At 64.0% G+C, this 19,816-nt stretch carries 17 protein-coding genes; 4 read left to right on the forward strand and 13 right to left on the reverse strand.

The annotated features are described in order from the left end of the window. Positions 1-15: 15 nt before the first annotated feature. Positions 16-1,242 (reverse strand): cytochrome P450, encoded by a 1,227-nt coding sequence (locus ABWU19_RS01390; protein ID WP_435899986.1) that lies wholly within the window; start codon positions 1,240-1,242, stop codon positions 16-18. A 234-nt stretch (positions 1,243-1,476) separates the two neighbouring features. On the opposite strand from ABWU19_RS01390, the gene ABWU19_RS01395 reads away from it, so the two are divergent. Beyond that, a complete protein-coding gene (locus ABWU19_RS01395; protein ID WP_038066329.1) occupies positions 1,477-3,105 on the forward strand; it encodes an IS1634 family transposase in 1,629 nt (542 codons plus the stop codon). Positions 3,106-3,249: 144 nt separating this feature from the next. On the opposite strand, the gene trxA is transcribed toward ABWU19_RS01395, so the two are convergent. Beyond that, complete coding sequence (gene trxA, locus ABWU19_RS01400) at positions 3,250-3,582, reverse strand: thioredoxin (RefSeq protein WP_027877913.1); 333 nt, start codon at positions 3,580-3,582, stop codon at positions 3,250-3,252. Positions 3,583-3,681: 99 nt separating this feature from the next. Here trxA and ABWU19_RS01405 point away from each other — a divergent pair, with 99 nt between their 5' ends. Then, the gene (locus ABWU19_RS01405; RefSeq protein WP_435899987.1) at positions 3,682-4,035 is read left to right on the forward strand and encodes a DUF309 domain-containing protein; all 354 of its coding nucleotides are present in this window, start codon (positions 3,682-3,684) and stop codon (positions 4,033-4,035) included. Between the two features lie 32 nt (positions 4,036-4,067). On the opposite strand, the gene ABWU19_RS01410 is transcribed toward ABWU19_RS01405, so the two are convergent. From ABWU19_RS01410 to ABWU19_RS01420, 3 genes are all read right to left on the reverse strand, one after another. After that, positions 4,068-4,502, reverse strand: a complete 435-nt coding sequence (locus tag ABWU19_RS01410) for a ubiquinol-cytochrome c reductase iron-sulfur subunit (RefSeq protein ID WP_027877915.1) — start codon at positions 4,500-4,502, stop codon at positions 4,068-4,070. 57 nt (positions 4,503-4,559) lie between these two features. Continuing rightward, positions 4,560-6,071, reverse strand: coding sequence for an alkaline phosphatase (locus ABWU19_RS01415; protein WP_435899988.1), 1,512 nt, complete (start codon positions 6,069-6,071; stop codon positions 4,560-4,562). A 69-nt stretch (positions 6,072-6,140) separates the two neighbouring features. Next, a complete protein-coding gene (locus tag ABWU19_RS01420; protein WP_156941919.1) occupies positions 6,141-6,968 on the reverse strand; it encodes a hypothetical protein in 828 nt (275 codons plus the stop codon). A 122-nt stretch (positions 6,969-7,090) separates the two neighbouring features. Here ABWU19_RS01420 and ABWU19_RS01425 point away from each other — a divergent pair, with 122 nt between their 5' ends. After that, positions 7,091-8,092: an asparaginase gene (locus ABWU19_RS01425; RefSeq protein WP_027877918.1), complete on the forward strand. Its 1,002-nt coding sequence runs from the start codon at positions 7,091-7,093 to the stop codon at positions 8,090-8,092. Between the two features lie 45 nt (positions 8,093-8,137). Beyond that, positions 8,138-8,974 carry an orotidine-5'-phosphate decarboxylase gene (gene pyrF, locus ABWU19_RS01430; RefSeq protein WP_435899989.1) on the forward strand — a complete coding sequence of 279 codons (837 nt, stop codon included), beginning with the start codon at positions 8,138-8,140 and terminating at the stop codon, positions 8,972-8,974. An 80-nt stretch (positions 8,975-9,054) separates the two neighbouring features. Here pyrF and ABWU19_RS01435 read toward each other — a convergent pair whose 3' ends face one another. The 8 genes from ABWU19_RS01435 to ABWU19_RS01470 all read right to left on the reverse strand — a co-directional run bounded on the left by ABWU19_RS01435 (position 9,055) and on the right by ABWU19_RS01470 (position 19,352). Then, positions 9,055-11,844 (reverse strand): tetratricopeptide repeat protein, encoded by a 2,790-nt coding sequence (locus ABWU19_RS01435; protein ID WP_435899990.1) that lies wholly within the window; start codon positions 11,842-11,844, stop codon positions 9,055-9,057. Positions 11,845-12,023: 179 nt separating this feature from the next. Continuing rightward, positions 12,024-13,523, reverse strand: coding sequence for a 5-oxoprolinase subunit PxpB (pxpB, locus tag ABWU19_RS01440; RefSeq protein ID WP_435899991.1), 1,500 nt, complete (start codon positions 13,521-13,523; stop codon positions 12,024-12,026). Positions 13,524-13,567: 44 nt separating this feature from the next. Beyond that, complete coding sequence (locus tag ABWU19_RS01445; protein WP_435899992.1) at positions 13,568-14,320, reverse strand: LamB/YcsF family protein; 753 nt, start codon at positions 14,318-14,320, stop codon at positions 13,568-13,570. 117 nt (positions 14,321-14,437) lie between these two features. Next, complete coding sequence (locus ABWU19_RS01450) at positions 14,438-15,742, reverse strand: TRAP transporter large permease (RefSeq protein ID WP_435899993.1); 1,305 nt, start codon at positions 15,740-15,742, stop codon at positions 14,438-14,440. Between the two features lie 2 nt (positions 15,743-15,744). Then, positions 15,745-16,251 (reverse strand): TRAP transporter small permease, encoded by a 507-nt coding sequence (locus ABWU19_RS01455; RefSeq protein ID WP_435899994.1) that lies wholly within the window; start codon positions 16,249-16,251, stop codon positions 15,745-15,747. Positions 16,252-16,354: 103 nt separating this feature from the next. After that, positions 16,355-17,323: a TRAP transporter substrate-binding protein gene (locus ABWU19_RS01460; RefSeq protein WP_435899995.1), complete on the reverse strand. Its 969-nt coding sequence runs from the start codon at positions 17,321-17,323 to the stop codon at positions 16,355-16,357. Positions 17,324-17,332: 9 nt separating this feature from the next. Beyond that, the gene (locus ABWU19_RS01465; RefSeq protein WP_435899996.1) at positions 17,333-18,145 is read right to left on the reverse strand and encodes an IclR family transcriptional regulator; all 813 of its coding nucleotides are present in this window, start codon (positions 18,143-18,145) and stop codon (positions 17,333-17,335) included. 229 nt (positions 18,146-18,374) lie between these two features. Next, positions 18,375-19,352, reverse strand: a complete 978-nt coding sequence (locus ABWU19_RS01470; protein WP_435899997.1) for a deoxyhypusine synthase family protein — start codon at positions 19,350-19,352, stop codon at positions 18,375-18,377. Positions 19,353-19,816: the final 464 nt, after the last annotated feature.

Raw genomic sequence — 19,816 nt, forward strand, 5'->3', positions numbered from 1 at the left:
CTAAGGCCAACCTCCCTACCACGCCACCGGCATGGCCTTGTGTCCGCGAATGACGAACCCCCCGGCGTACTCGATTTTATCGGTGGCCAGGTGAATCTGGGGCAGCCGCTTGAGCAGGGTCTGGAAGGAAGTCTGGAGCTCGAGCCGCGCCAGCGGGGCCCCGATGCAGTAGTGAATGCCCAGGCCAAAGGTCAGGTGGAGGTTATCGCGGCGGGTGAGCTCGAGGCGGTCGGGGTTGGCAAACCTGCGCGGGTCGCGGTTGCCCGAGGCGTACATCAGCGCCACCTCCTGGCCCCGGCGCAGCGGAATACCTTTGTATTCGAAGTCTTCCAGCACCCAGCGCTCGAACATGGGCAGCGGGGTATCATAGCGCAGCAGTTCCTCCACGGCCAGCTTGAAAAACTCGGGATGGTTTTTGGCCGCGGCCTCCTTGGCCTGCTCCATCTGCTGGGGGTTGCGGGCCAGGGCCAGAAAGCCCGCGGTGGTGCCGTTGACGGTGGCCTCGTGGCCGGCGTTCAAGAGCAGAATGCAGTTGGCCACCAGCTCATCGGGGGTGAGCTTGTCCCCCTGCTCCTCCACCTGTACCAGGGCCGAGATCAGGTCGTCGCCCGGCCTTTTACGGCGCTCGTCGGCGAGCCCCTTGATGTAAGCCGAAAACTCCACCACCGCCTGGTTGGCCTCTTTGGCCTGTTCTTCAGTGAAACCCAGCTCGTACAGTTTGACAATCTTGGCCGACCAGGGGCGCAGGTAGCGGCGATCCTCCTCGGGAACCCCCAGCAGCTCGGCGATCACCGTGACCGGCAGCGGCTCGGCGTAGTCTTTGAGCAGATCCATCTGGCCCAGATCCTCGGCCCGGTCCAGCAGACCGTTGACGATGGCCTGGATTTTCCCGCGCAGCCCCTCCACCCGGGCCGGGGTAAAGGCTTTCATCATCAGGCTTTTGAGGCGGGTGTGCTTGGGTGGCTCGTTGTCGAGCATGTGGTTTTCCTGGAAGTGATCGAAGTCGCGCGTGAGCGGGTTGGGCGGGGGCCAGCCCAGCTCGTCTCGGGAGAGGATGTGGGTAATCGAGCGCCCCAGGCGTTTGTCGCGCAAGAGGTGGGCGATGTCCTCGTAGCGCAAAAAGAAAATCTTGTTCCAGACCTCGTCGTAGAAGACCGGCAGGTTTTCCCGCAGGTGGGCCAGGGTGGGGTAGGGGTCGTAGATGAAGGCGGGGTCGTTGATGTTGAGGTGGTAGCTTTGCATCAAGAAAAGGATAATCCCCCTTGCCTATACGGGTAAGGGGGTGAAGCTGTTCCTTGCAGGCCAGCCTTATCTAATATGAACCTCGCCCGAATCGTTCCGTTAGGGATTGTCTGAGTACCCTGGTTTTTCGAGCTGGTGCTATCCGCGCTTCAGGCGGGGGCCCCAGAAGAAGAACAAATCAAAGACATATAACCGACATTCCGCACCCCTCTCCCTTGGCCTTAGGATTTTGGGATGGAAACCACACCCAACCTACAGGTGTACGACCTGGGCCACCTGGGCCTGGTGGCCAGCATCCTGGATCAGATAGGACTGGTACAGACCGTAGACCGGTTCGTGGGCCCAAGGCCGGGCGAAAAGGTCTCCACTGGCATGGCCCTCAAGGCCGCCATACTGAACGCCCTGGGCTTCGTCACCTCTCCCCTCTACCTCTTCGGCCACTTCTTCCAGGGCAAGCCCACCGAGCTGCTCCTGGGGCCCGGCATCACCCCCGAACTTTTGAACGACGACCGCATGGGCCGGATGCTGGACAGCCTGTACGCGGCCGGGGTCACCGAGCTGTTCGTGGAGGTGGCTAAATCTGCCCGCAGAGCCTTTCCCTTTCCCGTGCGGGCTCTTCACGTGGACTCCACCAGCTTTCACGTCCACGGGGTGTACGGGAGCGGGGAAGAGGGCCAGACCGATACGGGGGACGAGCCCCTGGTCATCCGCCTCACCCACGGCTACAGCCGGGACCACCGCCCAGACCTCAAGCAGTGGGTGATGAACCTGATCTGCGCCGATACCGGGGGGATTCCCCTGCTCTTCGCTCCTGGGGATGGGAACCAGTCGGATCAGGAGGCCTTGGTTCCCCTGCTGGCGCGCTACCGCCAGAGCCTGGAACTGGGGGAGGTGGTGGTGCTGGACGGGGCCAGCTACAGCCAGGAGAACCTGGGGGCCCTGCGGGGGTTCTCCTGGGTCATGCGGGTGCCGGCCACCCTAAAGGAGGCCAAGGTCCTGCTACGCGAGGAGTTACCCCAGGAGGCCTGGAGGCCTCTGCTGCCGGGCTACCGGGGGCTGGAGGTGGAGAGCGAGTACGGGGGTGTGCGGCAGCGCTGGCTGTTGGTGGAGAGCCAGGAGCGGGCCAGGATGGAGGAAGCGAGCCTCCAGCAGCGGATAGCGCGGGCCGAAGGGGAGGCGCGGAAGGTCCTGGGCCGGCTGACGGCTCGGACCTTCGCCTGTGAGGCGGACGCCCGGCGGGCCCTGAGCGAGGCCAGCGGCCGACTTCCTTTGCACCGGCTGGTCTACCTGGGAGTGCAGGAGGAACGCCAATGGGAGCGGGTGGGCCGGCCGCGCAAGGGGGAGCGACCCTTGGCGGTGGTCTACCGCCTGCGGGCCCGCCTGGAGGTGGATCAGGAGAAGCTGGAGCGGGCGAGGCGGGGCCTGGGGCGATTCCTCCTGGCCACGAACGTGCTGGACCGGGAGGGGCTTCCCCCTCAGGAGGTGCTGAGGCGGTACAAGGACCAGGCCCGGACGGTGGAGCGGGGGTTCCGGTTTCTGAAGGACCCCCTGTTCTTTGCGGAGAGCACCTTCTTGAAGCGGCCCGAGCGGGTGATGGCCCTGGGGATGGTGATGGCCCTGGCCCTTCTGGTGTACGCCCTGGGGGAGTGGGCGCTGAGGCGGAGGCTTTGGGAGGCGGGGTCCAGCCTGCCGGACCAGAAGGGGAGACCCACAGCCAAGCCCACCTTGCGCTGGGTGTTTCAACTCTTTATGTGGGTCCGACTGGTGGAGCTGGGGGGCAGGTGGTTCGTCCTCAACCTGGCTCCCCATCACGAGACCGCGGCGCGCCTCCTGGGGGCCGGGCGATATTACCTGCTGGAGTGAAGGGGGTGCGGAATGTGGGATATAACCGATTCTTAAGGCCATTTTGTTAGACCGTCGCCCGCAAGCTGGATTTTAGACTGCTTGCTCAGCACACGGTACGCTTAGGCCATTGCAGCGGTGCCCAAGTTTGGCCTGGGTTGAAGGCTAGGCGCTGACCGAGACGTGCTTGTTAAGGCGCGCCACAAAGTTGCTCTTGGGGGCCGCACCCACCATCACCTCGACCGGCTGGCCGTTTTTGAACAGGATGATGGTAGGGATGCTCATCACCCGGAACTTCATGGCGGTCTGGGGGTTGGCATCCACGTCGAGCTTGGCCACGGTTACCTTGCCTGCGTATTCTTTGGCCAGCTCTTCCATGACCGGGGCTACCATGCGGCAAGGCCCGCACCACTCGGCCCAGAAATCCACCAGCACATACTGATTTTCCTTGAGGATGGCGTCAAAATTAGCGTCGTTTACTTCGATGGGTTTGGACATAGTTGTTTACCTCACACACCTGGGCCTGGGCTCAGGCCCCCAGGCTCCACACTTTAGCACGCCTGGTAGAACCCAGGGAAAGCCGATACACTTTTTATAGTGCAAGCCCTTCATCTACTGGATACTCCAGAGTACCTCGAGGCCATTGCACTGTGGCATCAAGGCCAGTTCTGGGAGGTACACGAAGCCCTCGAGCCCCTCTGGCGCAGGCTTTCCGGGCCCGAGCGCGAGCTGACCCACGGCATCATTCTGCTGGCCGCAGCCCTGCACAAAGCCCACAGCAGCCAAAGCGGCGGCTGGCGCAATTTCCACAAAGCCCTGGGGCACCTAAAAAACCTTCCGGCCACCTACCAGGGCATCCGGGTCAGCGCGCTGATTGAAGAGACCCGCCAGGCCCTGCAAGCAGGACCCGGAAAGATCCCGCCTTTCCCCCTGTTATCCACGCTAGATTAGCCAACAGACCTGCAGAAGGTGTACAAAAGTTGTCAGGAATCCTGCCACCCCACCGCCCAGACCACCCCCTCGAGCAGCTCGAGCCTAATGGCCCGCAGGGGTTGGCTGGCCGGCCCGGCCAGCAGCGAGCCATCGGCTCTGAAACGGCTGCCGTGACAGCCGCACTCGATGTTCTGCTGCCGGTCGGGCAGTGGTACGGTGCAACCCTGGTGGGTGCAGAGGCGGGAGTAGGCGGTGAGGTAGACCTGCTCGCCGGCTTTGAAGATGCGCGGGCTGGCCTCCTTGGGGGGTGGAACCCGCACCAGAAGGCAGGGCTGGTTGGCAAAGCGGAACTCGAGGTCGGCCCACACTTCAGGGAGCTGGCGCAGCTCGCCGATCCGCACCGCCGCCGGACTTTGCTGACCTCGAGCACCTCCTAGCATCAAAAGGCCGCCCACAAGGGCCCTGGTCGCATCACGCCTATTCATAGCTGGCTCCTATAAGCAAGGGCAGGAGGTGGCTCCTCCTGCCCTCGGGAAACGCGCTTACACCAGCGCCAGGGCATCCTCGGGGTGCTTCCAGGGTTGCTCGGCCCGGCTCTTGAGGACCTCGAGGGCCTCCTGCTCGCTCATCACCGGGTTCTGGAAGCGGATGCCCAAAGCCCGGGTCATCAGGGTGAAGTTGTAGGTGTTGTCAATCAGACCGATCCGCGCTGCGGCCACACCCCGCCCATACACCCCAAACACAGTGGGGCTGGCGGTGTGCTGGCCCGAGTTCCAGCCGATGTTGGGCAGGTCGGGCTTGTTGGCATCGGTCTGGCGCATCACCCAGGAGAGGGTGTTGGCGGGCTGGATGCTGTAGCGCACGGTGTCGGGCAGGTAGACCCGCTTGGAGATGGCGTCCACCACGATCTGGGCCTGTTCGGGCTTGAGGGCCACGCCCTTCACGGTGCGGAAGATTTCCACCACCTGCTCGGGGCTGGGGTTGTTGCCCAGGCGGCCCAGCATAAACTCGAAGGTGCCCTTCTGGTTGGCAAGCTGCAGCACACCCGCGCTGCCCTCCAAGTACGAGCGGCCCGTACCATACAGCGCGGGGGCCCCGCAGACGTGGTCGGCACCGATGATGAGCAGGGTGTCGGGGTTCTGGTCTACGAAGTTCATCACCACTTCCAGGGCTTCGTCGGCGGCCAGAATGTCCCACAGGGTGGCGGCGGGGTCGTTGAGGTGATTGGCGTGGTCAATGCGGGCAGCCTCGATCTGAAGCACAAACCCCTTGGAGTGGGCGGCCAGGCGCGGGAGGGCGGCGCGGGTCATCTGGGCCAGGCTGGGCACGTCTACGCCCTGGAAGCGCCGGTCGGCCTCGTAGGGCACGTGGCTGCTGCTGAACACGCCCAAGAGCTTGGAGGCGTTGGAGGCCTCGAGCTCCCTGGGGTTTTTCACCACGCCATAGCCCTTGGCGGCAAAGGCGGCGTACAGGTCTTTCTTGTCGCGGCGCACCGCCGGGTCAAAGAAGCGGGTGCCCCCGCCCAGGTAGACCTCCGCGCCAAACTCCAGGTACTGCTCGGCAATCTGCTCCTCGGCGTTGCGGTTGGGGTTGGAGACCACAAAGCTAGCCGGGGTGGCGTGGGTGATGGTGGCGGTGGAGACCAGACCTACCGCCTTGCCCTGCTGCTTTGCCAGGGCGAAGATGGGGGTCAGCTTGCGCCCGTCGGCGTGGATGGCCAGACCTCCGTTGACCGTCTTGACCCCGGTGCTCCAGGCATTGCCGGCTGCGCTGGACTCGGTGACGAAGCTGGTCAGGCTGTTGGTGTTCTGCAGCCCGCTCACACCCGTGGCCAGGAAGCGCTCGAGGGCCAGCGGCTTGCCCAGCACCCGCCTCGAGTAGAACTGCGCGATGGCGTAGTCTTCCCAGCCCATCCCGTCGTAGACGAAGAAAATCAGGTTACGGGCCCGGGTCAGGATGCCCGGCTGGTTGGATAGGGCGCTCTGGGCCTGGGCCGAGAGGGCCGCGGCTGCTCCTGCCATAACCCCTGCTTTGATCAAGTCTCTACGTTTCATCCCTTTACCTCCAGCTACTATGCTGGAGAGCAGATGTCAGGCTCAGGTCAAGGGGCAAGCGGGCTTGGGCTACACTCCGCAGCCCCACTCGAGCACCTTCACAAATTGCCGGCCATTCCAACGCCAGACCGTACTGCCCCACCCTTCGTGTACCCAATCCTCGGTGATGATTTCCATTCTGCCGTCGCCATCGAGGTCGAGGATGGCCCCGATACGGCGGGTGATCACGGTGGGCATGCCCTCGGTGCCGTCGAAGGGCTTCTCGAGGTGGGTCACGTCCAACACAAAAGTGCGCAGGTCGGTATCGCTCAACAGTTTGCGTACCATGATGAGACCGTAGTCGCCCACTTCGCTGGCATAGCTGCCCTCAATCCGCCCAGCATTGAGGGAAAAGCCGGGCTGGTTGGCGCTCAGGAGAACCTCGTCGCGCCCGTCGGCGTCTAAGTCCACCCGCAAAGCCTGGGTGATGTTGGGGGCTTTTTTGATCTTGCGACGGCTCAGCTCGGCAGCTACCGCCTGCAGGTGAGCAGGGGTGGGAGCAAACGAGACCACCCGGCGGGGCTGGGGGTTCCAGGGTGCAGCAATGGCATAGGCAGGGTACTGGATGGCGCGGCGCTCGAGCAGCACCAAGGGGGTTTCCCGGTTCCAGTCACAGATGTCAGGCGTTGTGAGCCCCCCCGCCCCCTGGGCCTGGTTGATGCGGCCCGCCGGGCCAAACACCTGGTAACGCCGGGCCTCGAGGCGGGTTAGCTGCTCGGCCTCGAGAAAACGCCCACCCTGAAACACACCCACTACTACCGCGCTCTGTGCGTCGTTCAGGCGCAGCAGAACCGCCGCCTGAGGAGCCTGCGCCACCGACAAACCCAAAACCAACAGCACACTCCACCGTGTTTGCATAAGGCCAGGGTAACAGAGGGACATCCCGGCGCGCGTGTTACCAGCCCCTGGTTCCACAAGACCCGACCAGACAAACCTGTACCTGCTTACCAGCAGCAGCCCAAAGCGATAGGCTATGTGCGATGGATGCTTACACCTACGCCTACCGCGGGGGCCTCATTGAGAACCGCCACAAGGTCTCGCTGGCTATTGTGGGGCCCCAGGGCAACCTGCTGGCCTATAGCGGCAACCCCCATCTGTCGGCTCACATGCGCTCCTCGGCCAAACCCTTTCAAGCCCTGGCCCTCTATCTGAGCGGGGCCATCGAGCGCTTTGGCATTACCCCCGCCGAGGTCGCGCTGACCTGCGCCTCCCACGATGGGCTGGAGCAGCACGTGACTATGGCCACCAACTACCTGCGCAAGATTGGGCTGGACGAGAGCTACCTGGCCTGTGGCATCCACCCGCCCTTCGACCTGGCCGCGCGCAAGGCCCTGCAGCAAGCCGGCCAGCCCGCCACCGTGCTGCACAACAACTGCTCGGGCAAACACACCGGTATGCTGGCCGCGGCGATGGCCCTGGGGGTCGAACCTAGGGGCTACGAGCAGCCCGAGCACCCGGTGCAGCAGCTCAACCTGCAAACCCTGCGCGACCTGTCGGGACATCAACACATCCCCTATGGTGTGGATGGCTGTAGTGTGCCCACCTTTGTGCTGCCCTTAGCCCCGGCAGCCCGGATGTTTGCCCTGCTGGCGAAGCCCGAGGCCGCACCAGAAAAGTATCGAGAAGGCCTGGAAGCGGTTTTTCGGGCCATGCGCCAGCACCCCGAGCTGGTAGCCGGGCCCCGTAGCATCGACACTGTGCTGATGCAGACCGTTCCCCACCTGGCGGCCAAGCGCGGGGCCGACGGCTATTACGGCATGGCCCTGCGTGAAACCCGCTGGGGCCCAATTGGAATCGCCCTCAAGGTGGAAAGCGGCTCCAACGAGGCCAGGGAGCCCATGGTAATTCGGTTGCTGGAGGTGCTCGAGGCCCTTTCGCCCGAGGTGGCGCTCGAATGGCGGCGGCCCATTGTGCGGAACGTGCGGAAGCTCGAGGTTGGGCATCTGGAGGCGAAGCTCGAGCTGCACTGGGTTGATGGCTAAAAAAAGCCGTATGGACTTAGCCTGAAACAAGGTAGGCTCTTGGCTATGGAGTTTGTCGAAGAGGTCGCACAACGCCCCCCCCTGGTGCTGGGGGTAGACCCCCGGCCGGAGCTACACGGCCCAGAACCCCTGGCCCATATCCGCCGCTACACCCTCGAGCTCATGGAGGCCCTGGCCCCCAAGCTTGCTGCGGTGAAGTTTCAGGCGGCCTTCTTCGAGGCACTGGGGCCACAGGGTTTTGCCCTGATGCACGAGCTGCTGGTGGGGGCCCGGGTGCTCTCGCTGCCGGTGATTGTGGACGCCAAGCGGGGTGACATCGGCTCAACGGCGGAGGCCTACGCCCGGGCCTATCTGGAGGCTTACCCCGGCTCGGCCCTGACGGTAAACCCTTATTTGGGCAGCGATGCCCTGGAGCCCTTTTTCAAAGCAGCAAGGCAGTCTGGAGGGACGGTGTTCGTGCTGGTCAAAACCTCCAACCCCGGCTCGGGGCTCTTCCAGGACTTAAAGCTGGAGCAAGGCGGCAGGCTGTACCTGGCGGTGGCGGATTACCTGGCCCAGCAGGCCGAGCAGCAGCGGGTGGGCGACTGGTCGCGCGTAGCGGCTGTGGTCGGCGCTACCTATCCCGCACAGGTTAGCGAGATACGCGCGCGTCTGCCCCACTCTTTGCTGCTGCTGCCTGGACTGGGAGCGCAGGGGGGGCAGGTGCTGCGGGGCCCGGGATTGCTCAATTCGGCCAGTCGGGCCCTATACTACCCCGGGGAGAAAGCAGACCTGGAAACTGCTATTCGCCGGTCTGAGGAGTACCTGCAAGCCCTTATACCAGATTCGGTTAGTTCGTCACCGAACGGTGACGAACTAACCCGACCGAAGGGAGTGCTCTAGGATTCAAAAAGATAGCCCCTTGATGTTTTTTGTTTGAAGAGTATCTTTTTGAATCCGGTATTACCACTTGAAAACCGGCCTCAACCACCTTTGAGCGCCCGTCTGAACATCTGCGGGGCGAACTCGGCGACCGCCCGCAAAAAGCCGGTAATGCCCCGGGCCCGGCCTGGGGTAATGTAGACCGGCACCCCCAGGTTTTCGGCTTCCAGACGCACCGGCTCGGAAAGATCGTGGCCCACATAGCTGCTGATGATCATCAGGCCGTGGGCCCGCTCGAGGCGGCTCTGGATGCGCCGTATCACCTCCCGTCCGGCCGCGTAGGAGTCGGAGTCGAACCAGTCGAGCTCGAGGCCCTGATTTTGCAAAACAGGGGTCAGGCGGCTGCGGAGCTGGGTGTGGCCCCCCACCACGATCAGGTACTCCCCGTGGAAGCGGGGCAACCCCTCCCGCATCAGGCCCTCAGGCGTAGTGCCCGCCAGGGTATCGGGGCTACCCTCGAGGGTAGCCAGGGCCCTCGAGGTGGCCTTGAGCTCTTCCAGGTAGAGCTGCAAATCGGGGTCGGTGGGGTTTAAAAAGAGCAGGTTGCGCAGAATCTCCCGCGAAAGCTGAAGGTCTTTCTCCCAGTAATAGGCAATCTCCAGGGCCTTGCGCCAGGTTTGGGCGGCCTTCTGGTAGGCCCCGGTGCGCTCGTAGTGTTCGGCTAGGTCGTAAAGAACCTCGAGGGCCTCGGGGTTGCGGGCCAGCTCGGACAAAAGCAGCCCCTCGGCCCCCAGGGCCTGCCCCGCGTTATAAAGCGCGGCCAGGTACTGCCCCCGCACGGTCTCGGCCTCCCGGCTCTGGGAAAAGCTGCGCGAGAGGCGGTAGGCCAGCTCGAGGTGCTCCAGGGGCGGCTCTGCAGTGCCCTCCAGGCTCTGGCTGAGCATGCGAAAGGCTTCCCAGGGGCCTTCGAGCTCTTCCACCAGCTTGAGCACCGGCTCAATCTGGCTAAAAGGCTGCAGACCCGCCTCGCGCACGCGGCCCAGAAACTCCCGCGCCAGCACCGGTTCACCGGCCTCTTTAGCTTCCAGGGCCAGCTCAAAAAGCTGGGTAACCGGGTAGGCCCGGTGGGCGTGGGCCCGCTTGTGGTCGCCCAGCACCTCGAGCACCGGAAGGCCCAAAGCCCGCTTGGAGAGGGCCAGCAGGTGGTAGGCCAGACCAGCTGCCTCGCCCCTAGAAGCCCGTACGGCCCGCTCGAGGTAGCGCACCGCCTCGGTATGCCGCCCCTCCCGGTGGCGCAGCAGGCCCAGGGCCAAAAGCGCGGTGGCGTCCTCGGCCCGGGCCACCGCATCGGTCAGGTAGGGCTCTACCCCTTTCAAGTCGGCCAGGGGCACCTTGTCCAGCACCTCGGGGCCTCGCACCTTCAGACCTGCTAAGGCCAGTCCCAAGGCTCCATGCGACTCCCCCAGCACATACAGGTGCTGGGCATAACGGGCCGCCCGGCCCCACAAACCCTGTTGCAAAGCGGCCTGCAAACCCAGGCGCAGCAGGCCCCGTGTCAGCAGTTCCGGCGAGAGATCCTCCACAAACTCCACACGACGGCTGGCCTCGCTCCAGTCGCCCTCGCGGCACAAGCGCTGCACCCGCTCTTCGATGCGTTCCAAGGTGGTTTTAAGATAGATATCGGCCTCGGGCAGGCCGCATTCGTAAAGCTGGCGCAAGGCCTCCGACAGGCGCCCCAAACCCAGATACACCTTACCCAGGGCCAACTTGTACCGACCCCCACGACTCGAAAGCTCTTCCAGGCGCGGCAAGGCCCGCTGGTAGTCTTCCAGCTCGGCCCAGCACAGCACCCGCAGGTTTTCGGCTTCGGGGTGGTGGGCCAGGGCCAACGCTGCATCGGCTTCGGCAAAGCGCGATAGGGCCAGCAAAGCCCGGCCCCGCAGGTAGGCCAGCTCGCCCGTGGTGCCCTCGGGTAGCCGTCGCAAAACCTCTGCATAAGCCCCTTCCTCGAGCAAGGCCCATATTTCCTCGACCGATGGTAAGGACAGCGGCCTACCAGGGTTTGGGGCATGGGCTGTGGGAAGAGCCTGGGCGGGCCCTGGCTGGAGCAGAGCAACAGGCATGCGGGCAGTAACCAGCGTGTAATCGCCCTCACCCACCATCTGCACCTGGTCAAACCCCAGTTGCCTTAGGGCGTGCTGGACGGCTTGCGGATTCTTGCCCAAAAAGGGTCCGTGCCCATAGGCCAGCAAGCCCCCCGGTTTGAGCAAACCCTCCAGGCCCTGCAGACGCTGCAACAGGTCGAAGCGCTGCAGGTATTCGGCCTCCTCGAGGGTCTCTGGCAAGTCTCCCAGGTATCCCTCGGGCATGCAGGAAAGCAGCAGCACCGCGTCCATGCTCGGCAGGCCCTGCTGGTCAGGAAACCAGCCCTGGTGCCACTGCACACCCCCGCCAGTACGGGCCTGGCCCAGCTCCACAGCCTGCGCCACCCCTTCCAGGGCATGCCACTCCAGTTCGGGCCTGGCCTCGCGCAGCAGCGATACCAGCGCCCCGGTAAAAGCCCCCACCTCCAGCACCCGCCCCTCCGCCGGCAGAAGCTGGGGCAGAACCCTTACATAAAACTCGACAAACGGCAGGTGCATGGCGTACACCAGGGCTTCCAGCCGTTCCCGCGGATGGCTCAGCACCGCTGAGTAAAAACTTCGCACCACCTCCAGGTCGCCCCCCTCGGCCTCTAAATAGGCTTTCCAGGCGTCCAGGATGGGTTTTCGTCGGGCAGGGCTGCCAATGCGCTTGGCCAGCACCGCCTCAAAACGACCTGGCGAAAGGGGGGCCGCCAGGTGAAACTGGGTACGAAAGTAGCGCTTAACCTGGGTATCTACGGTATCCACCAACCACCTCAGCAAAGGGCTGCCGTTGGAGGGTATTGTGGCAAGTCTGGGCCTGGCTGTAAACCACCCCCCGGCTGGGGGAGCCTGTACCCCCAGCGGGTATAGCCCTGCCGGTAAGCCGTGATGAACCAGCCCCCGCACCCCGAATTGCGGGGCAGCGGTTGTTTTCCAGCTCTGAGCTACCCATCAAAAGCCGGCACGAAGCGCACCATTTGCCCTGGGCGTAGCTGGGCCAGCCAGGGCAAGTCGGCGGGGTATACCAGGGCCGGCTTGGCATAGCCCCCAAGGCGGCCCCGGTCGTTGAGCAGCACAATGGGCTGGCCCTCGGTGGTAATCTGCACCGCCCCCAGCGGGGTGGCTTCGCTAATCAGCTCACCCCCTGGCACCTCGGGCCCCACCAGCCGCAGGCCCATTCGGTCGCCCGAGGCCAGCTCGTAAGGCCCCGAACACAGGGCCCGCATCGCCTCCGGGCTGTACTGTGGCCCCGGCAGCAGACGAACAGGCCGCTGCGCCAGGGGGGGCAGCATAGCTCCAAAGCCCGCTCGAGGCCTCCTGGGTTTTGCTACCCCCAGCACATCGCCAGCCTGTAGGGGCCGCCCAATTAGCCCCCTCACATCGGTGCTGGCGCTATTAAAAAATCGCCCGCTTTCGATACCCCCAGCCAGGGCCAGATAGCCGCGTACACCCTCTGCGGTCGGTGCAAAATGCAGCGTATCGCCTTCACCTAAAGCAAAGGTCTGGGCCACTTTTACTGGCATGCCATTCAGCAAAGGCTGCATCCCATAACCCGCAAAGGCCGCCACCACGGGCGATAGCACACTCAGCACCGGGCCTTTGAGGGTCAGTTCCAGCACAGGCGCGCCTTTTGGGTTGCCTACCAGACGGTTGGCCAGACCTGCCAGCCGCCTATCCAGCACCCCCGAAGCCGCCAGCCCAAAGCGCCCTGCCATAAGTCGCCCCTCATCCAGCACCAGATCGAGCAGGCCCGGCTCTTCTACCAGCAAGACCGGGTACTTTGGCCTTGTGGGCAACAAAAACCGCTGGGGAGGCAGCTCTGGGGTTGCTCCCTGCGCCGGCACGAAGCGCACCCGGTCACCTGCGTCCAGCAAAAACACCTGGTCACGGTGGGGATTGTAGACCTGGGTCAGTGCAGTCCCAATCAGATGCCACCCTCCCGGCGAAGGCAGGGGATAAATCCCGGTCTGGCTGCCCGCAATGGCCACCGAGTGGGCCGGAACCAGCGCCCGTGGCGTAGGGCGGCGGGGCAGCCGCAGGCGCTCGGGCAGGGGCCCCAGGAAGGGAAACCCCGGGGTAAAGCCGGTGGCAAAAACGCGGTAGGGGGTCTGGCTGTGCAGCCGTACCACTTCTTCTACCGAAAGGCCGGTTTGTTCGGCCACCCAGGGCAGGTCGGGCCCGTCGTAGCGGACGGGTATCTCGAGCTCTTTGCCTGTTGGCACATCGGATAGCTCCTCCAGATGCCGACGCACCCAGCGCTCGACCCGCACCCGCGAGACCCGGTCGGCGTCGTACTCGAGGTAGAGCTTCACGTAACTGGGCACCAGGTCGGTCACCCCCGGCAGCGGGTGGGCCAGCAGTGAGCGCACCAGGGCCAGCATCTGGGCGTTGGCCTGGGGATCGAGCTGTTCGGCGAAGGGCAGGTAGAAGCCGGCTAAGGTCATGGAAGGTCAGGATACCCCTCCTGCGATAGGAAGTGGGCCAGTGTTCAGTAGGTCGCTATGGTCACCCCTTCGGCCAGGAGGGCCTCCCGGATGGCCCTGGCAATCTCGACGGCGTTGGGGTTGTCGCCGTGGATGCACAGGGTCTGGGCAGGGACCTCGACCCACCCGCCATCCACGGCCTCTACCCGGCCCTCCACCACCATCTGCACCGCCCGCCGGGCCGCCAGGCCGGGTTCGTGAATCCAGGCCCCCGCCGTGCCCCTGGGGGCCAGTCGGCCATCGGAGGTGTAACCCCGCTCGGGGAAGGCTTCGCGCACGGTACGGAGTCCGAGCCGCTGGGCCTCCAGCTCCAGGGGGGTATGGGGCAGCACCACCAGCGGCACCTGGGGGTCGAAGTCCCGGACGGCCTGGGCAATGGCCCGGGCGGTCTCGGGGTCTTTGGTGGCCCGGTTGTACAGGGCCCCGTGGGCCTTGATGTGGTGCAGGGGCAGGCCCCGCACCCTCAGGAAAGCGCTCAAGGCCCCCACCTGGTAGAGCACGTCGGCGTAGACCTCATCCGGGGTGGCCGCCAGCTCCCGCCGCCCAAAACCCACCCGGTCGGGGAAGCCGGGGTGGGCTCCCACGGCAGTGCCCGTCCTTTGGGCAAGCTCGAGGGTGCGCCGGATGGTCAGGGGGTCGCCCGCATGGAAGCCGCAGGCCACATTGACCGAGCTTACAAGGGGGAACAGCTCCTCATCCCGTCCCAGTTTCCAGTTACCAAAGGACTCGCCTGCATCGGCGTTCAGGTCTATATGCATAACACCTCACACCAAGGTCTCGGATTCCGGCAAAACTTCGTCGAGGCCAAATCGCTCGGGTCTTCGGCGCATCACCCAAGGCGAGCCTCGGACACCGGCCCTGGGTCGCGGTCGGCTTCAGCCTCCGGTCATGGTGCGCGGCAGCCAGGTCACAATTTCCGGGAAGACCGTAATCAGGGCCGCTGCCAGCAGCAGCATGAACAAAAACGGCAGGGCCGAGCGGGCAATGGTGAAGATATCCCGCCCCGAGAGACCCTGCAGCACAAACAGGTTGAAGCCGACCGGGGGGGTGATCTGGGCCAGCTCCACTGCAATCACCAGAAAGATACCAAACCACAAGAGGTCAATTCCCACCGCCTTGGCCAGGGGCAGGATGACCGAGGTGGTCAGCACGATGATGGAGATGCCATCCAGGAAGGCCCCCAGCACCAGGAAGAGCAGCATCAGTACGGCCAGCAAAGCATACCTGGAAAGCCCCAACTCGCCCACCCAGGCGGCCAGGGCCGCCGGGATGCCGGTAAAGCCCATCGCAATGGAGAGCATCGCCGCACCAGCCAGGATGAAGCCAATCATGCTGCTGGTACGCACTGCCCCCATCAGGCTTTCCCAAAGACCCTGCCAGCTCAGGCTGCGGCTCCAGAGGGCGATGATAAGGGCCCCCAGTACCCCTAAGCTGGCCGCCTCGGTGGGGGTCGCCACGCCCGCGTAGATGGAGCCGATCACCGCCACCATCAACAACAGCACCGGCAGGATTTTCAAGAGGCCGCGCAGGCGCTGTCCCAGGGGCAGCGGGGGGTCGGGCGGGGGCATCTGCCGGGCGTTTAAGAGCCCCGCCAGCACGACCCAACCCATAAACAGCAGCATCACCAGCAGCCCTGGCAGCAGTCCGGCGATAAAAAGCCGGGCTACCGAGACCTCCGCGGCCACCCCGTACACAATCATCATCACCGAGGGGGGAATCAAAAGGCCCAGGGTGCCCGAACCGGCCAGCGAGCCCAGCACCAGCCGCTCCGGGTAGCCCCGCCGTAAGAGTTCGGGCAGGGCGATTTTGCCCACGGTGGCCGTGGTGGCCGCCGAAGAGCCGATCACCGCTGCAAAAATGCCCGAGGCCAGCACGTTGATGTGCAGCAGCCGGCCTGGGATGCGGCGCAGCCAGGGGGAAAGCCCCTCGAACAGGTCGGCGGCCAGTCGGGTGCGGTAGAGGATCTCGCCCATCCAGATAAACATGGGCAGCGCCGCCAGAGACCAGCTCGAGACCGAGGTCCACAGACTGCTGGCCACGCTGGCCCCCGGGGGGGTGCTGGTAAAAAACTGCAGCCCCACCCAGCCCACCCCCAAGAGCGCCAGGGCAATCCAGACCCCGCTACCCAGGAACACAAGCAGCAGCAAAACCAGAAAAAGCGCGATCTGGGTTAGCTCCACAGCTACTCCTGTCCCCCACCCTCGGAAAGGTAAGCCGGGAGTTCCCCCCGCCACAAGGCCACCAGGGTATCGGCCAGGGCCACGGTAAAGATGGATAACCCCACCGCCAGGAGGCTCTGCGGGATCCAGATGGGCAATGGCAAAAGCCCAGGAGCCAGGTCGCCGTAGCGGTAGGAATCCAGCACCAGCCGCCAGAGCTGAAGGGTGGCGTAGCTCGAGGCCAGCAGTGAAAACCCGCCCACTCCAAGTTCCAGCCCCCGCCGGGCCCTACCCCGTAGCCGCCGAACCAGCACCCCCACCCGGATATGGGCCCCCGCCCGCAGGGTGGGAGCCAGGGCCAGAAAGACCGCTCCGGCCATGGCAAAGCCGGAAAGCTCGTTGGCCGAGGGGATGGCCAGCCCAAACTGGCGCCCTACAATCTGGGCCAGAATAATCAGGAAGATGAAGACCACCAGCAGCCCTGCCACAACGCTCGACAGCTGGTACAGGCCATCCAGGAACTTACGCATATGCCCCCTTCACCTCACAAGCGCCCTCACCCACAGCAAGGCTGGTGAGGGGTTCCTAACGGGCAACGCAGTCAAGGTGCTTGGCCCCTGGCTTCAAAGACTGCTAACGGCCCAGGTAGGCCCGGTAGATGTTGACCCCGGTAGCCCCGGCCCGCCTGAGCCACTCGTTGGTCATGGTCTCACCCACTTTTTTGAGATCGGCCACCAGCTGAGGGCTGGGCTGTACAACCTGCATCCCCCGCTGGGCCAGGATGGCGGTCTTGCTGGCCGCTTCCTGCTGGCTGGCCTGCCAGCCGCGCTGCTCGGCCCGGCGGGCCGCAGCCAGAAGCGCTTCGCGGTCGGCGGGACTCAGGCTGTCCAGGGCACGGCGGCTTACAAAGACCATGTTCTTGGGAATCCAGGCCCGGAGGTCGTAGAAGTAGCGGGTAAAGTCCCAGGCCTGGCTATCTACCCCAGTGGAGGGAGAGGTAATCATGGCCGCCACAATGCCTGTTGCAAAGGCCTGGGGGATGTCGGCTGCCTCAACCTGGGTGGGTATCATACCGGTTAGTTCGGCGATGCGGGCGGTAGCCGGGTTGAAAGCCCGAAAGCGGATACCTTTCAGATCAGCCGCACTATTGATCGGTTGCTTGGTGTAAAGCCCCTGTCCAGGCCAGGGTACTGAGAACAGCAGGGCCATGCCGCGCCGCGAGAGCCAGTTCTCAATCTCGGGCTTGGAAACCCGGTAGAGCCGCTGGGCATCGTCGTAGCTGCTCACCAGGAAGGGAATCGAGTCCAAGGCAAAGACCGGATTCTCGTTGGCTAAGAGCGAGATCAGTACCTCACCCATCTGAATCTGACCGTTGCGCACGCCCGGCAGAATCTGGGGGTGGGGCAACAGGGAACCCCCGCTGCTAACCCGGATGGTAAGCCGACCCTGGGTGGCGGTTTCTACTTCCCTAGCGAACTCGCGGATGTTGATGGTGTGGAAATTGCCGTCGGGGTAAGGGGTAGCCATGTTCCAGACCTGGTTCTGGGCCCACCCCAGCCCAGCCAGCAACAAACCCAACAAGACTGCAAGCAGTTTTCTCATAACCTCCTCCTAGCGCACTGCAAAAAGTGACTGTAGAAAGCCTTTCACGTCGGCTTTCCAAGCCCCCACATAGCCCAGCCGCCGCGAAACCTCTTCGGCTACCCGGCCCAGCCGTTGTAGGTAATCGTTCAGGACTGCCTCCCCGCGGTAGTGGGCCTCGGCCCCGGCCATGCTTATGGCTGCCAGCACCTCGCCTGAGGCGCCCCTAACCGGAGCAGCAAGCTCGGCGGAGTGGGGCTCGAGCTCGCCAAAGCTCGCAGCAAAGCCGCACTGCTGGGTCTGCTGCAAGAGCCAGCGCAACTTGCTCGGCGAGACCGGAGTCGCCGGGGTATAGCGCTTGCGCTCCCCCTCCAGCACCGCCTGCTGCACCGCCGAGGGGGCAAAGGCCAGCAAGAGCCGGGTAGAAGCACCCGCATACAGCGGGGCCCGCCTTCCCGGCGCAACGTAAAGCCGCACCCGACTGCGGGCCTCGAGCACCTCGAGGTAGACCCCTTCATAACCATCGCGCACCACCCACTGCACCGACTGGCCGGTGGCCTCACGTAGAGCGTGCATTAGCGGCAAAGCCACCTGACGGGCCGGATAAGCTGCTTTGACCAAGGCCCCTAAGTGCAAAAGCCGCGTACCCAGCCGGTAGCGCTCCCCTTCCCGCACCACCAAGCCATGGCTTTCCAGTGCCCGCAGGCTACGCAGGCAGGTGGCCTTGGCCAAGCCGCTAGCCCTGGCCAGCTCGGAAAGCCCCCAAAAAGGACGTTCCTCGCTGAAAAACCCCAGCAGGTAAAGGGGTCGCTCGAGGGTGGGGATAGCCTCCGTTGGTTTCATTTAGTGAACCACCTGTTTATTGAATGAACCTAATAGGTATGAAAGTAAGCCCAAGACCTCCACCCTGTCAAGGGGCGGCGAAATCAAAAACGCCTCAGGGTGTGGTTCTGCAAACTTTGCAATGCGCCGCTTCAGAAGCCATGGGGTCGTGCCCCGAATGCCTCGAGGCCAACTTTTCAAGGCTTTGCTGTCTGGGGTACCTTCCCGCAGGACGCAAAACCCCCTGCGCTTACCAGCCCAGCACCAGGGCGAACATCAAAGGGGCCACAATCGAGGCGTCCGACTCGATGATGAACTTGGGGGTGTCTACCGCCAGCTTGCCCCAGGTGATTTTCTCGTTGGGCACAGCGCCCGAGTACGAGCCATAGCTGGTGGTGGAGTCGGAAATCTGACAGAAGTAGCCCCATACCGGGATCTCGGGGCGCTGCATGTCCTGGTGTAGCATGGGCACCACGCAGATGGGAAAGTCGCCGGCAATGCCCCCGCCAATCTGGAAGAAGCCGATGGAATGGCTAGCACTGGTCTTTTCGTACCATTTGGCCAGTTCCATCATGTACTCGATGCCCGTGCGCACGGTATGAACGTTTTGGATGTGCCCGTTCAGACAGTGGCCCGCGTACATGTTGCCGGTGGTGGAGTCTTCCCAGCCGGGAACCACAATGGGCAGGTTTTTCTCGGCAGCCGCTACCATCCAGCTATCCTTGGGGTCAATCTGGTAGTACTGCTCGAGCTTTCCCGAACGAATGATGCGGTATAAAAACTCGTGTGGAAAGTAGCGCTCCCCAGCCCTGTCGGCGGCCTCCCACTCCTCCAGCAGGGCCGCCTCGAGCCGCCGCATGGCCTCCATCTCGGGGATGCAGGTGTCGGTCACCCGGTTAAGGTGGCGCTCCAACAGCTTTTGTTCGTCCTGGGCGGTCAGTTCGCGCCAGTTGGGGATGCGCTCGTAGTGGTGGTGGGCCACCAGGTTGAAGAGGTCTTCTTCCAGGTTGGCGCCGGTGCAGCTGATGGCGTGTACCTTACCCTGGCGGATCATCTCGGCCAGCGAAAGGCCCAGCTCGGCGGTGCTCATGGCCCCGGCCAGCGTGACCATCATCACCCCGCCTTGCTCGAGGTGGGCACGATAGGCTTCGGCGGCATCCACCAGGGTAGCCGCGTTAAAGTGGCGGAAATGATGCTTTAAGAACCTTGAAATTTCTCCGTTTGCCATAGGGTGCCTCCATGCTCGCGGGGTGGGCGAAAGTGGCTCCCCCCTTCGGCCCTGGGTGTGCCGAACGCCGGAGTACCGCAGGTTCTGCAGGCCTGCTCAGCTCCGCCTGCAAGTGTACCCAAGTCCAGCACGAATTCAAGACCTCGAGCGGCCTGGTTAAGCCCAGCGGCCCAAGGGCTGCTGTGTACTCAAAGGATACCCCCGGCTGCTATTTATAGAAGCGAGGGGGTGTGGGGGAGCTATAAAACCCATCCCCTTCAGGGATGGCCGCCTCGCCGTGGCGAGGCGAGGACTCCCCCACGTGCTCCGTAGGGGCACATAGCATGGTGGGTGGTAGATGCGCTAGAATATCAGCTGGAAACGGAAGTTTCCGGGGTTCTTGCCGCCCCGCCAAGGCGGGGCGGGGGTATGGGGTTCCACCCACGAAGCGCTGGGTGGGTAAAACCTGTAGCGTAGACCTCGGA

The organism is Meiothermus cerbereus (assembly GCF_051297115.1).
GTDB classification, from domain to species: domain Bacteria; phylum Deinococcota; class Deinococci; order Deinococcales; family Thermaceae; genus Meiothermus; species Meiothermus cerbereus_A.